The following is a 12,833-nucleotide window of genomic DNA, read 5'->3' as shown; positions in this document are numbered from 1 at the left end:
CGGCGGGGGCACTCCCCCGCCGCAGCCGACGGTTCCGGTTCCACTGGGCCGGTTCTGCAGGGCTGGCCCTGCAGGGCCGGCGCTGGCTAGTTCTGCAGGGCTACGGGTGCAGTACCACCTTCGTGTAGCCCTCGATGCGCTTGTCGAACTTGTCGTAGGCCGAGGGCGCCTGATCCAGGGGCAGTTCATGCGAGACGACGAAGCTGGGCGTCGCCCTGCCTTCGATGATCATGTCTCGCAGGTACCGGTTGTAGCGCTTCACGTTGCACTGTCCCGTACCCAGCCGCAGGCCCTTCTCGAAGAGCTTGCCGATCGCGACGAGGAGCATGCCCTGTTTGGCCTGCTCGTCCGGGCCTCCAGGGTCGGACGGGACGTAGAGGCCGGGTATGCCGAGCGCTCCGGTGGCGCGGACGGTGCCGACGAGCGAGTTCAGGACGGTCGCCGGTTCCTCGCGGTCCGTGCCGTGCGCCGTCGCCTGGTAGCCGACGGCGTCCACGCCCTTGTCCGTGCCGACTCCCTCGGTCTGGTCCTTGATCTGCTCGACCGGGTTTCCCTCGGCGAAGTTGATCGGAACCGCGCCTATCTCCTCGGCCTTCTGCAGCCGCTCGGGGACCCGGTCCACGACGAACACCTTCTTCGCGCCGCGGAGCAGTGCCGAATAGGCGGCCATGAGCCCGACCGGCCCTCCGCCGTACACCGCGACACTCTCGCCGGGGCGGACCTGGGCGAGTTCACAGCCGTGGTAGCCCGTCGGGAAGATATCGGCGAGCAGGATGAAATCACTCTCGTGCTCGTTTCCGGCCGGCAGCTTCAGGCAGTTGAAGTCCGCGTAGGGAACGCGCAGGTATTCCGCCTGGCCGCCCTTCCACGGTCCCATGGCGACATAGCCGTAAGCTCCGCCCGCGAAACCGGGGTTGACGGTCAGACAGTAACCGGTGAATCCCTCTACGCAGTTGGTGCAGAACCCGCAGGCGACATTGAAGGGCATGACCACGCGGTCGCCCTCGCTGAGCCCGGTGACGCCGTCGCCGACATCCTCGATGACTCCCATGTTCTCGTGCCCGAAGACGATGCCGGGCTCGGCAGCGGTGCGGCCTTCGTACATGTGCAGGTCGGAGCCGCATATCGCGGTGGACGTGATCCGTACGATCACATCATTCGGATGCTGAATGCTGGGCTTTTCAACATCTTCGATCGCAACGTCGAACGGACCCTTGTAAACGACGGCCTTCATTACTGCCACCTCCGCTTTGCGACGCACGTATCCTTCTGCCACGCTCCCGCCCCGCTTTCTCCGCGTGACCCATCTCTCATGATTCTCCGGCCTGCTCGATAGGACAACCCGGTAATCTCAGGAGGAATATCAACCGGCGCCATGCCAGGAATGAGATTCGGAGGACGAAACGTGTCCGCGCAGCGACTGGGAACCCTGCTTGTTCCCGTACCAGGGCTCTCCGGCACCACCTACCCGCCGGGAACGACCGTGACGGTCCGCGGTCGAGGCGCGACTGTCGACGCCTTCGTCAACGGTGACTGGCTTCCCTTGTCGTGGTGGGAATTCTCCGACGGCCTCCGCGAGGACATCGCCGACCGCTGACGCCGGCTCGCGATGCCCTCACCTGCAATGCCGTAGACCCACCTCCGGGACGTAGCTCCCGGCAGGGACGACGCCGATCCCGCGTATCACTCCCACCCGGCCGCTCCGACCGGCCCGGTGGTGAGAGCCGAGCCCCCGCTGGGGCCCGAATCCCCGCTGAGGCCTGAGCCCCCGCTGCGAGCGGGATCGCCACTGAGACCCGGGTCGCCGCTGAGGATCCGCTCGTGGAGTGCCGACAGTTCCCGTCCCGGGTCCAGGCCCAGCTCGTCGACGAGCCGTGCCCGCGCCTGGTCGTAGGCGCCGAGGGCGTCGGCCCTGCGCCCGGTCCGGTGCAGGGCGAGCATGAGCAACGCCCACAGCCGCTCTCTCAGCGGCTGTTCCACCACCAGGGCGCGCAGTTCGCCGATCACCTCGGCGTGCTCCCCGCACGCCAGCCTCGCACGCAGCCAGTCCTCCACCACGGCAGGCCGGGCCTCCTCCAGCCGGGCCAGGTCGGCCTCTCCGGGGCCGTGCAGCACCACGTTCTCCAGCGGCGGACCACGCCACAGCTCCAGCGCTCGTCCGAAGTAGGGTGCCGCCTCCGCGGGCCGCCGCTGCCGCAGAGCCTGTCTGCCCCGTGCGACCAAGTCGTCGAAGACGGTCAGGTCCAGCTCGCCGGGGAGCACCGTCAGCTGGTAACCGCCGGGCCGCGTGCCCAGCCGTACGGACCCGCCGAGCGGCTCCGCCTCGCCGTCCGAGGCGGACAGCAGCCGGCGCAGCCCGGCCACGTGCGTCCGCAGGTTGGCCACGGCCGAGGCGGGTGAGGCCTGGCCCCATACGACGTCGATGAGCCGGTGCACGCTCACGACCTGGTTGGCCGAGAGCAACAACCCCGCCAGCAGGGCCCGTTGGCGTGCCGCGCGCAGGGCCATGACCCCGCCCCCGCCGTCCCGTACCTCCAACGGCCCCAGCAACCGAAACTCCACGGTCCCCCTGACGGCCATGAATCCCGATCCCCGGCACTCAGCGTGACAGCACCGCCGCCGCCGCCGATCCACTGACCTGCGTCCGGTCACCCCAACGGACCGACGCAGATGCGCCACGCCCGTGGCGCCACGACGTACACGGCCTGTACGTGCCGTGTGCGTGCGCTGTATGTGATCGCTGCGCACTCTGTGGGTGTCCTGTATGCCCCGCCTCGCATGCTGGGTGCCCGAGGACTTCCGAGGAGGGCTTTCATGACATCCGGACTGATGCGCAGAGTGGGAGCGGTGGTCGCCATCTCGGCCGCCGTGCTGGCCTTCACCGTCTCCACGGCGGACGCAACCCCTCTCGACGGGCGGGAGGCGGGACGGGCGTCCGCGACACCCGCCGCGTTGCCGGCGGGCAGCTTCGACGGCAAGTGGATCATGGACCAGAGCAACGTCTCCCACGTCAGCCTGTTCCTGGGCACTCCCGACGGCGCCGGCCACTTCACCGGATTCGCCTCCGTGGGCGGTGACAGCGGGGACATCGACGGCGCCGTCCACGGAGACGACGTCGTCTTCTTCATCCACTGGAACTTCGGACACACCGGCCGGTACGACGGCCACCACGGCCCGGACGACAAGTGGTCCGGCGTGACCGTCGACCTCGACGACCCGTCCAGCCAGGCCACCTGGGTCGCCCGCCGAGGCTAGGACCTGTCCGCCGCTCACGGCGGGGGAAAGCAGCGGTGCCTTGGTCGGCGCCGCGTCTCCGCCGTGAGCGGCTGGGCGGGGGAAAAAGCGCTGTGGAGCGACGTCGCGATCGGCTCCTGACGCGGCTGGTTGCCGCAGGCCCCACCCTCTTCGGCTGGTCAATGGCCTGCGGACACGACGGCCTAGGCGATCTCGACCAGGAGATCGCCGCCCTCCACCTGCTGGATCTTGTTGATGGCCAGCCGGGACACCTTTCCGGCCTTCGGGGCGGTGATCGCGGCCTCCATCTTCATCGCCTCGATGGTGGCCATCACGGCACCCGCCGCCACCTCGTCGCCCTCGGCGACCGCGAGCGTGACCACTCCGGCGAACGGTGCGGCCACGTGGCCCGGGTTGGCCCGGTCGGCCTTCTCGGTCGGCGGGACGTCGGAGGCGGCCGCGGTGTCGCGCACCTGGATCGGCCGGAGTTGGCCGTTCAGGGTGGACATCACGGTGCGCATACCGCGTTCGTCGGCCTCGCCGATGGCCTGCAGTTCGATGAGGAGACGCACCCCGGGCTCGAGGTCGACGGCGTACTCCTTCCCCGGGCGCAGCCCGTAGAAGAAGTCCTTGCTGTCCAGCACGCTGGTGTCGCCATAGGTCTGACGGTGTGTCTCGTAGTCGCGCGTCGGTCCTGCGAAGAGGAGGCGGTTGAGCGTTCCGCGGCGGTCCTTCGCCAGTCCGGTACGGTCGTCGGGGGTCAGTTCCTGCGGGGGCTTGGGGTCGGCGCGGCCGGCCAGCGCCTTGGTGCGGAACGGCTCAGGCCATCCGCCGGGCGGATTGCCCAACTCGCCGCGCAGGAAGCCGATGACGGAGTCGGGGATGTCGAACTTGTCCGGCGTCGCCTCGAATTCCTCCGGCGCCACCCCGGCGCCGACCAGGTGCAGGGCAAGGTCGCCGACCACCTTGGAGGACGGGGTGACCTTCACCAGACGTCCGAGGATGCGGTCGGCGGCGGCGTACATCGCCTCGATCTCCTCGAAGCGGTCGCCGAGGCCGAGGGCGATCGCCTGAGTGCGCAGGTTGGAGAGCTGCCCACCGGGGATCTCATGGTGGTAGACCCGCCCGGTCGGCGAGGCCAGGCCCGCCTCGAACGGTGCGTAGATCTTGCGGACGCTCTCCCAGTACGGCTCCAGGTCCCCGACTGCCTTGAGGTCCAGCCCGGTCGGTCGTTCGGAGTAGTCGGTGGCGGCCACGATCGCCGACAGCGACGGCTGCGACGTGGTGCCCGCCATGGACGCCACCGCGCCGTCCACCGCGTCCGCGCCGGCCTGGATCGCGGCGAGATACGTGGCGAGCTGGCCGCCCGCGGTGTCATGGGTGTGGACGTGCACCGGCAGGTCGAACTCTCGGCGCAGTGCCGCCACGAGCGTCGCCGCGGCCGGGGCGCGGAGCAGCCCTGCCATGTCCTTGATGGCCAGGACGTGGGCGCCGGCGGCCACGATCTGTTCGGCCAGGCGGAGGTAGTAGTCCAGGGTGTACAGCCGCTCGGACGGGTCGGACAGGTCGGCGGTGTAACAGAGGGCGACCTCGGCGACCGCCGTTCCGGTCTGTCGTACGGCATCGATGGCGGGTCGCATCTGCTCGACGTCGTTGAGGGCGTCGAAGACGCGGAAGATGTCGATGCCGGTGGCCGCCGCCTCCTCTACGAAGGCGTCGGTCACCTCGGTCGGATAGGGCGTGTAGCCGACGGTGTTACGGCCGCGCAGAAGCATCTGCAGGCAGATGTTGGGGACGGCTGCACGAAGTGCGGCCAGCCGCTCCCAGGGGTCCTCCGCGAGGAAGCGCAGGGCGACGTCGTACGTGGCACCACCCCAGCACTCCAGCGACAGCAGCTGCGGCAGGGTCCGCGCCACCGCGGGGGCGACGGCGAGCAGGTCCTTGGTGCGGACCCGGGTGGCGAGCAGTGACTGGTGGGCGTCACGGAACGTGGTGTCGGTGACGCCGATGCTGGGTGCCTCGCGCAGCCATCGGGCGAAGCCCTCGGGGCCGAGCTGGGCGAGCCGCTGGCGGGAGCCGGCTGCCGGTTCGCCGTCGGGCAGGGGCGGCAGTTTGGTGAGGGGCTCGATCGACTCGGGTCGCTCGCCGTGCGGCTTGTTCACCGTGACGTCGGCGAGGTAGGTGAGCAGCTTGGTGCCGCGGTCCGCGGAGTGCCGTGCGGTGAGCAGGTGCGGCCGCTCCTCGATGAACGAGGTCGTGACCCTTCCCGCCTGGAAGTCCGGGTCGTCGAGGACGGCTTGCAGGAACGGGATGTTCGTGGCAACGCCCCGGATGCGGAATTCGGCCACCGCACGCCGGGCGCGGCCGATCGCGGTCTTGAAGTCCCGCCCCCGGCAGGTGAGTTTGACCAGCATGGAGTCGAAGTGCGCGCTGATCTCCGTACCGGCATGGGTGGTGCCGCCATCCAGCCGGATGCCCGATCCGCCGGGTGAGCGGTAGGCACTGATCCTGCCGGTGTCGGGGCGGAAGCCGTTGGCCGGGTCCTCGGTGGTGATCCGGCATTGCAGTGCGGCGCCACGCAAGGTGATGGTCTCCTGGGCGAGGCCCAGGTCGGCCAGCGTCTCCCCGGCGGCGATCCGCAGTTGCGCCTGTACGAGGTCGACGTCGGTGACCTCCTCGGTCACTGTGTGCTCGACCTGGATGCGCGGGTTCATCTCGATGAAGACGTGGTTTCCGGCGGGGTCGAGCAGGAACTCCACGGTTCCCGCGTTGCGGTAGCCGATCTGCCGGGCGAACGTCACCGCGTCGGCGCAGATCCGCTCGCGCAGCGCCGGGTCGAGGTTCGGCGCGGGCGCCAGCTCGATCACCTTCTGGTGGCGGCGCTGCACCGAGCAGTCACGCTCGAACAGGTGGATGACGTTGCCTTGCCCGTCGGCGAGGATCTGCACCTCGATATGGCGGGGATCGACGACGGCCCTCTCCAGGAAGACGGTGGAGTCGCCGAAGGCGGAGGCGGCCTCGCGGGCCGCGGCTTCGATGGACTCGCGGAGCGTGGCGGGGTCCTCGACGCGGCGCATGCCGCGTCCTCCGCCACCGGCGACCGCCTTGACGAACAGGGGAAAACCGACGTCCTCGGCGGCGCGGAGCAGTTCGTCCACGTCGTCGGACGGCGCCGAAGAGCCGAGCACCGGTACGCCGGCCGCGCGCGCGGCGGCCACCGCGCGCGCCTTGTTCCCGGTCAGCTCGAGCGTGTCCGCGCTGGGCCCGACGAACGTGATGCCGGCCTCCTCGCAGGCGCGCGCCAGGTCGGGGTTCTCGGACAGGAACCCGTAGCCCGGGTAGACCGCGTCCGCACCGGCCCGACGCGCCGCGCGGACGATCTCCTCGACGGAGAGGTAGGCGCGGACCGGGTGTCCCGGCTCACCGATCTCGTAGGCCTCGTCCGCCTTCAGCCGGTGCAGCGAATTGCGGTCCTCGTGCGGGAAGACGGCGACGGTTCGCGCGCCCACTTCATAGCCGGCGCGAAACGCGCGAATCGCGATCTCACCACGGTTGGCGACCAGCACCTTGCGGAACATTCTTGATCCCTTCAGCCTGCCGGTGACGAGGACCATGGTGTCGGTGACGCTCCTTCAGTGCCATATGAGCTGGGCCACTTACCCTCCGACCGCCCTGCGTGGACGGAGTGTGTTCGCGGCGTACGCCTGAAGCGGGGTCCACGCGCCGTGCCGGTCAGCGTCGGGTGGGGCGAAAGCAGGCCGTCACCGTCTTGCCGTGCCGCTGGCACGTCGTCTCCCACTCGTCGGCGAGCATCCGGACGATCCCCACTCCGCGGCCGGACACCGCGCCCGCCTCCGGGTCGCGCTGCTGCGGCAGCGTCGGGTCCTCGTCGTGGACGCTCACGTGCAGGCAGTCGCCGTCCCAGGTGAGAACCAGGTACGCGTCGCTGTGCGCGTGGACGTGGGCGTTGGTGAGCAGTTCGGACACGGTCAGGACGACGGCGTCCACCGTGTCCGGCTCGGCGGCGGTCCACGTCAGGGACTCCAGATGCCTGCGTGTCCACTGCCGTCCCGCCCGCACCCCTCCTGATACGGGAAAGGAGTGGGCCCAGCCCATCGCCTTGACCGCCACCGATCTCACACCCGTCCATGCCGTCCTGTGCCGCTCGTACACGGCCCGTGTACCCGCCCTCCGCCGCCGCAGGCATCCCGACGAACGGCGACCGCTCCCCACGCGCCTCAGCCCACCTCATCAGGCGTACAGGTCCGCCGACCCGGCTAGCCGCAGCGGAGCAGGATGCCCGTTTGTACCAGGAGGTATGCCCTCGCCGTCCAGCAGGACGGAAGCTCGGGCCGCTGCTCGTCCCCCCGCAGTCCGGCGAGCGGCGCCGCTTCGGCGAACGTGCCTGCGCGGGCTGGGCCGCGGCTGTCGCCACCGGCTCACTGGATCAACCACGGACGGCTCACTTCCTGCGGGGGCGGTGGCACAGCCCGTCCGGGCTCTTCCAGGCGCCCGCTGCCCGATCACCCATCCCCGTCGGAGGCTCGGGTCTCTTCCGTAGGAGTTGCCCGAGCGGGGCCGGTCAAGGGCGCTGTTGGCGAGGAACCAGGGGCCACATCGCCGTCACCGTCTTCCCGACCGCCGTCGTGGTCACCCGGACCTGGCCGGCGAGACCGTGCACCAGGTGCAGCCCTCCACCGCCACCGCCGTCCCATGCGACCGGACGGCAACGCAACGGCTCCGTACTCGTGTCCGTGACATCGACCGTGAGGACGCCGGACCCGAGATCGGCCGTCACCGACCACGGACCGTCCGTGTGCCGCATCGCGTTCGTCACCAGTTCACTCACCACGACCCGCACCGCGTCGCTGTCCACGGCCGCGCAATGCGTGGTGAGGAAGGCCCGCACCAGATCACGGGCATCGGCGAGCGACGCCTCGTCGGATTGCACTGTCAGCATGAGGTTCTCCCCGCATCGGTCACCCTTCGGATGCCCGCCGACAGCGGACACAGACGCCTGCGACCGGGTGAAGAGCCCGTCGCCGGCCGAGCACTCCGCCGCTCACGGTCCGTCAAAGGCCGGTCGGCGCACATGAGATCCGTGTGCGGCAGCGCATTCACGGAGCGATTGCCGGAGCCCCGACGTCCTGGCCCTCACTCCTCGTTCCGGCCTGGAGCTCTTTCCGGCCTGGAACGCCTCCCGTGCGAGGACGTGGTGGGCGCGCGTACCGACGAACTCACCCGTCGCTGTCCGGCGCGTTCTCGCGCCGACTCGGAGTTCAGCCGGGGAGTCAGGCCGCTCTTCCACGTCTGGTCAGCCCTGTCACTTTGTTAGGAGTTCTTCACCTCAGCCACAGCGTTCTCGTATGAACGGCCCGCAAGCTGTGTGGCGTTGCCAAGCGCGAGGAGTGTCACCATGAATGACAACGAACCGACAAGCCACTCGCCGGCCGGGGCGGACCCGGCGACCACGGCCGTTCAAGCACGCCGGCCACACGCACGGCGGTTGCTGTCGAAGAAGAAGGGCGGATGGATCGTGGCCGCCGGGCTGACATGTGCGGTGGCCGGACTCGCCGGCACGTCCGCCGGGGCGTTTGCCTCGTCGTCCGCGACGCCCCTTTCGGCCACCGCCGCGACCCCCACCGCTTCCCTGCCCGCCGGTGGCGGGGCCCGGTCCGACCCCGCCGCGGGGGGTGCCACGGGCATCGTCGACACCAAGTCCGCGTCGGGCTTCACCTTTTCCACGGCAACGGGTGTGGAGGTGACCGTCACCGAGGCGTCCTCCACGACCTACAAGAAGGGAACCCACCACGCCTCGGAGAAGGCCGTGAAGAAGGGCGCGAGCGTCCTCGTCCTGGGCACGGTCGACAGCGCGACCATCGCGGCCACGCAGGTGATCGTGCAACCCGGGGGCGACGGCGGAGCCGCGGCAGCCAAGGCGGCAGGGGTGATCCCCTTCCAGCAGGGCACGCCGTCGCCGGCCAAGTCCGTCGGTCAGATTCCGGACTACACCGAGGGAGAGGGGACGATCGTCAGCGGGACGACAGCGGACAAGGCGACGAAGGCCGCGCAGGCCATCGTCCCCGGAGGCATCAATGACCGTGTCGTGCAGCTGAGCAACGGCGAGTACGAGGTCCACAACATCAGCGTCAACTGGCCGCACCACATCTTCGTCAGTAAGGACTTCAAGGTCCTCGGCTACGAGTAGGCGAGGACGAGGCGCCGGTGCCCGTGGCCGGCTCGGGTTGCCCCAGGCGGCGTGCCGCCTGGGGCAACCTGCTGTTCGGGGCCCCACGGCGCATGAGGGGCTCGCCGAGTGGAGCGAGGCCGGGATGATGGTTCTGCTGTCTCGTCGGCATCCTCGCTCTCCCGAATCGGCGGCTCGCCGGGCACGCCGAGCCGAGCGGGGTGTGGCGTGCGGGATTACCGTCGGCGACATGGACGGTGATCGCCGAGGGTGGCACCAGTGTTTGCTCAGCGGGGCGGTGTTCGCCGTGTGCATGGCCGGCACTACGCTGCCGACCCCTCTCTACGGCCTCTATCAGGAGAAGTTCGGGTTCTCCGAACTGACGGTGACCGTCGTGTACGCCGTGTACGCCTTCGGGGTCATCGGCGTGCTGCTGCTGGTGGGCAACGCCTCGGACGCCGTGGGCAGGCGGCCGGTGCTTCTGTCGGGCCTGGGATTCGCGGCGGCGAGCGCCGTCTGCTTCCTGTGCGCCACCGGGCTGGGCTGGCTGTACGCGGGGCGGTTGCTGTCGGGACTTTCTGCCGGCCTGTTCACCGGGGCCGCCACGGCGTACGTGATGGACTTGGCCCCGAACGGCGGCGCCTCCCGGGCCACGTTCGTGGCTACAGCCGCCAATATCGGCGGGCTGGGATTCGGTCCACTGCTGGCCGGATTGCTCGCGCAGTACGCCGCCTGGCCGCTCTACCTGCCGTTCGCCGTGCATCTCGTACTGGTGGTCGGCTCGGCCGCCGTCCTGCTCAGGCTTCCGGAGACCGTGCGGGAGCCGCGGCCGCTGAGCACCGTACGGCCTCAGCGGCCCGGCCTGCCCATCCAGGTGCGGGCGGTGTTCGTGCCCGCCGCGACCGCCTCGATGGTGGGCTTCGCACTGTTCGGCGTGTTCACGTCGGTCAGTCCGGCGTTCCTCGCGCACTCCCTGCACGTGGACAACCACGCCGTGAGCGGACTGGTCGTCGCACTGGCCTTCTTCGCCTCGACCGCCGGGCAGCTGGCCGTCGGCCGGATCGGGGGGGCGCGATCGTTGCCATTGGGCTGTGCCGGACTCCTCGCGGCGCTGGCGCTGCTCGCGGGCGCACTGCGGTGGGATCTGCTGTCGCTCGTCGTGCTGAGCGCGATCGTCGGCGGGGGCGGGCAGGGGCTGACCTTTCGGGGGGCGCTCTCCGCGGTGGCCGAGGCTTCTCCCCCGGACCGGCGCGCGGCGGTGATCTCCGCGCTGTTCGTGGTGGCGTACGCGGGCATCTCGGTGCCGGTGATCGGGGTGGGTCTCCTGACGGGTCCGATCGGCCTGGAGGGCGCAGGGCTGGTGTTCATCGCGTGCATGGCCGTCCTGATCTCGAGCGCCGCTGCCTATCTCCTACGACGGCCGGTACGGGCGACGACGTGAGTGCGTACGGACGCGATGCCCCCGTCTGTGTCGGCGGATGCTGACCCCGCGCCTGTCGGCGGATGCTGCCGTTGTCCCTGTCCGCGGATGCTGCCCTTGCCTCTTGTCCGCGGATGCTGCCCTTGCCTCTTGTCCGCGGACGCTGCCGTTGTCTCTTGTCCGCGGATGCTCCCGTTTCCCCTGTCGGCGGATCGAGCCGTCCGGGGGACGTTCGGTTCTCTGCCGCGGTCAGGCCGTTCGGGCGCGGAGGCGGCGCAGCATGCGCGGGTCCTCGAAGCCGACTGAGCGGGCGGCGGCGTCGATCGTCGCGCCGTGGCTGATGAGGTGCTGGGCGCGCTCGAGGCGCAGGGTCTGCTGGTAGCGCAGTGGGGTGAGTCCGGTGGCACGGCTGAAGAGGCGGGTGAGGGTGCGTTCGCTCACGCCGACGGCCACGGCCAGGCCGGACAGCGGGAGGGATTGGTCGAACCGGGCGTCGATGAGGTCCTGGGCGCGGTGCACGGTGTCGTCGAGGTGGGACCGGTGCCGGAGCATCGCGCTGGCCTGCGGCTCATGGCCGTTGCGGCGGGCGTAGACGACCATGTCCCGGGCCACCTGGGCGGCGACGGCCGGCCCGTGCCGGGCCGCGACGAGGTGCAGGGCCAGGTCGATGCCGCTGGCGATGCCGGCCGAGGTGACCACCCGGTCGTCGGTGGTGAACAGGACGTCACGGACGACCATCGCCCTGGGGTGGCGCAGGGCCAGCTCGTCCTGCACGTCATGGTGGGTGGTGCAGCGGCGGCCGTCGAGCAGGCCGGCCTGGCCCAGCGCCTCGGCACCGGCGCAGACGCTGGCCACCATCCCGCCTCTGGCGTGGTGATCCCGGAGGACTTGGCGGGAGACGGCACCGATGGCAGGGCCGTGGGTCAGAGCGGCCGACCGCCAGCCGGGAACCACGATCAGATCCTCCGGCCCGAGCTCCGGCCAGTCGAGCCCGGCCACCAGCGGCAGCCCCTGGGCGGTGGAGATCTGTGGCTGCTCGGCGACGTAGGCGAGCGTGTAGGGGTGCCCGAAGTCGGCGGCCGTGGAGAAGACCTGCGCGGGGCCGGCCAGGTCCAGCAGGTGGACTCCGGGCACCAGGAAGAAGACGACGTGGCTCACGATTCGGTCATCGTGCCAGACGGTCTGCCGCGGCCTCCAGCTGGTCGACCGTGGCGATGGTGGCGAAGCGTCCGGCGAGGGCGTACTCGGTGCGCCTGATGACCTCTTCGGCCGGAAGTGTGCGCGGGTCGGCCAGCAGCTCGGCGACGCTCTGGTCGGCGGGGGCGTCGCGGTGCGGGATCGGATTGGTCGCGGTCGCGTCGACGACGAAGGTGACCTGGTAGCCGAGGTCGCCGGCGACGCGGGTCGTGGTTTCCACGCACTGCTCGGTGCGGATGCCGCAGACGGTGAGCTCGCGGATACCGCGCTCGGTGAGGAGCTGTTGCAGGTTGGTGGTGGTGAAGGCGTTGTGCGAGGTCTTGTGGATCAGCGGTTCCCCGTCGGCTCGCTCCAGCTCCTCCATCAGGCGAACGTGGCCGAGGGCCGGGTCGAAGACATCGCCGCTGCCCGGCTCGGAGTGCAGTACCCACACCACCAGGTCCCCGGCCTGCCGGGAGAGCCGGACCAGGCGGTTCACCTGGTCGGCGATCTTCAGGTCGGAGGTGGTCTCCCACAATGGGCGGGCGCGGAAGGACTCCTGGACATCGATGACGATCAGTGCTCGGGTCATGCCCCAAGCTTGTCCGTGCGGGCGGTGCGGCGACAGGCCTCATCGGGTCCGGCAGCGGACCGATCCGGTCACCGGTGGCCGGGCAGCTGGGTGGGAAGGCGAAAGTCGGAACACGGAAGGCGGAAGGCGGAACGCACACGTTGGTAGGCGGAAGTCGGAAGGCTGTCTGGGGACGCCCGGAACGCACCCTCGGCCGCTGCCGCCGGCTTGAGCGCTCCATGGAG

General features: G+C 70.2%; 11 protein-coding genes. 4 read left to right on the top strand and 7 right to left on the bottom strand.

Annotation, left to right across the window (positions count from 1 at the left end; translation table 11 throughout):
- Positions 1 to 100 precede the first annotated feature (100 nt).
- On the bottom strand, positions 101 to 1,234 hold the full coding sequence (locus tag ACFVXA_RS38760; RefSeq protein ID WP_383737021.1) for a glutathione-independent formaldehyde dehydrogenase: 1,134 nt from the start codon (positions 1,232 to 1,234) through the stop codon (positions 101 to 103).
- Between the two features lie 171 nt (positions 1,235 to 1,405).
- Between ACFVXA_RS38760 and ACFVXA_RS38755 the strand changes: the two genes are divergently transcribed.
- A complete protein-coding gene (locus ACFVXA_RS38755) occupies positions 1,406 to 1,597 on the top strand; it encodes a hypothetical protein (RefSeq protein WP_030190387.1) in 192 nt (63 codons plus the stop codon).
- An 86-nt stretch (positions 1,598 to 1,683) separates the two neighbouring features.
- Here ACFVXA_RS38755 and ACFVXA_RS38750 read toward each other — a convergent pair whose 3' ends face one another.
- Positions 1,684 to 2,580 carry a BTAD domain-containing putative transcriptional regulator gene (locus ACFVXA_RS38750; protein ID WP_384021311.1) on the bottom strand — a complete coding sequence of 299 codons (897 nt, stop codon included), beginning with the start codon at positions 2,578 to 2,580 and terminating at the stop codon, positions 1,684 to 1,686.
- 234 nt (positions 2,581 to 2,814) lie between these two features.
- Between ACFVXA_RS38750 and ACFVXA_RS38745 the strand changes: the two genes are divergently transcribed.
- A complete protein-coding gene (locus ACFVXA_RS38745) occupies positions 2,815 to 3,255 on the top strand; it encodes a hypothetical protein (protein WP_384021308.1) in 441 nt (146 codons plus the stop codon).
- A 182-nt stretch (positions 3,256 to 3,437) separates the two neighbouring features.
- Here the strand turns inward: ACFVXA_RS38745 and ACFVXA_RS38740 are convergent, their stop codons facing one another.
- The 3 genes from ACFVXA_RS38740 to ACFVXA_RS38730 all read right to left on the bottom strand — a co-directional run bounded on the left by ACFVXA_RS38740 (position 3,438) and on the right by ACFVXA_RS38730 (position 8,194).
- On the bottom strand, positions 3,438 to 6,812 hold the full coding sequence (locus ACFVXA_RS38740) for a pyruvate carboxylase (RefSeq protein WP_390028586.1): 3,375 nt from the start codon (positions 6,810 to 6,812) through the stop codon (positions 3,438 to 3,440).
- Between the two features lie 154 nt (positions 6,813 to 6,966).
- Complete coding sequence (locus tag ACFVXA_RS38735) at positions 6,967 to 7,365, bottom strand: ATP-binding protein (protein WP_383911508.1); 399 nt, start codon at positions 7,363 to 7,365, stop codon at positions 6,967 to 6,969.
- Positions 7,366 to 7,816: 451 nt separating this feature from the next.
- Positions 7,817 to 8,194, bottom strand: a complete 378-nt coding sequence (locus tag ACFVXA_RS38730; RefSeq protein WP_362022605.1) for an ATP-binding protein — start codon at positions 8,192 to 8,194, stop codon at positions 7,817 to 7,819.
- Between the two features lie 456 nt (positions 8,195 to 8,650).
- On the opposite strand from ACFVXA_RS38730, the gene ACFVXA_RS38725 reads away from it, so the two are divergent.
- Both ACFVXA_RS38725 and ACFVXA_RS38720 read left to right on the top strand, forming a co-directional pair.
- Entirely contained in the window at positions 8,651 to 9,442 is a 792-nt protein-coding gene (locus ACFVXA_RS38725; RefSeq protein ID WP_390028583.1) for a hypothetical protein, read from the top strand.
- 229 nt (positions 9,443 to 9,671) lie between these two features.
- On the top strand, positions 9,672 to 10,862 hold the full coding sequence (locus ACFVXA_RS38720; RefSeq protein ID WP_390028582.1) for an MFS transporter: 1,191 nt from the start codon (positions 9,672 to 9,674) through the stop codon (positions 10,860 to 10,862).
- A gap of 228 nt (positions 10,863 to 11,090) precedes the next feature.
- Here the strand turns inward: ACFVXA_RS38720 and ACFVXA_RS38715 are convergent, their stop codons facing one another.
- Positions 11,091 to 11,999 carry a GlxA family transcriptional regulator gene (locus ACFVXA_RS38715; RefSeq protein WP_390028581.1) on the bottom strand — a complete coding sequence of 303 codons (909 nt, stop codon included), beginning with the start codon at positions 11,997 to 11,999 and terminating at the stop codon, positions 11,091 to 11,093.
- 7 nt (positions 12,000 to 12,006) lie between these two features.
- The gene (locus ACFVXA_RS38710; protein ID WP_362022594.1) at positions 12,007 to 12,609 is read right to left on the bottom strand and encodes an isochorismatase family protein; all 603 of its coding nucleotides are present in this window, start codon (positions 12,607 to 12,609) and stop codon (positions 12,007 to 12,009) included.
- Positions 12,610 to 12,833 lie beyond the last annotated feature (224 nt).

Source organism: Streptomyces sp. NPDC058246, from assembly GCF_042881985.1.
Taxonomy (GTDB): Bacteria; Actinomycetota; Actinomycetes; order Streptomycetales; family Streptomycetaceae; genus Streptomyces.
Note: the sequence above shows the minus strand (reverse complement) of the source record. Positions and strands in the feature narration are given on the sequence as shown.

Bases quoted from the DNA above. Each gene is read 5' to 3' on its own strand.
- ACFVXA_RS38720 (WP_390028582.1), top strand. From the start codon at position 9,672: ATGGACGGTGATCGCCGAGGGTGGCACCAGTGTTTGCTCAGCGGGGCG.
- ACFVXA_RS38730 (WP_362022605.1), bottom strand. From the start codon at position 8,194: ATGCTGACAGTGCAATCCGACGAGGCGTCGCTCGCCGATGCCCGTGAT.
- ACFVXA_RS38740 (WP_390028586.1), bottom strand. From the start codon at position 6,812: ATGTTCCGCAAGGTGCTGGTCGCCAACCGTGGTGAGATCGCGATTCGC.
- ACFVXA_RS38760 (WP_383737021.1), bottom strand. From the start codon at position 1,234: ATGAAGGCCGTCGTTTACAAGGGTCCGTTCGACGTTGCGATCGAAGAT.
- ACFVXA_RS38745 (WP_384021308.1), top strand. From the start codon at position 2,815: ATGACATCCGGACTGATGCGCAGAGTGGGAGCGGTGGTCGCCATCTCG.
- ACFVXA_RS38725 (WP_390028583.1), top strand. From the start codon at position 8,651: ATGAATGACAACGAACCGACAAGCCACTCGCCGGCCGGGGCGGACCCG.
- ACFVXA_RS38750 (WP_384021311.1), bottom strand. From the start codon at position 2,580: ATGGCCGTCAGGGGGACCGTGGAGTTTCGGTTGCTGGGGCCGTTGGAG.
- ACFVXA_RS38710 (WP_362022594.1), bottom strand. From the start codon at position 12,609: ATGACCCGAGCACTGATCGTCATCGATGTCCAGGAGTCCTTCCGCGCC.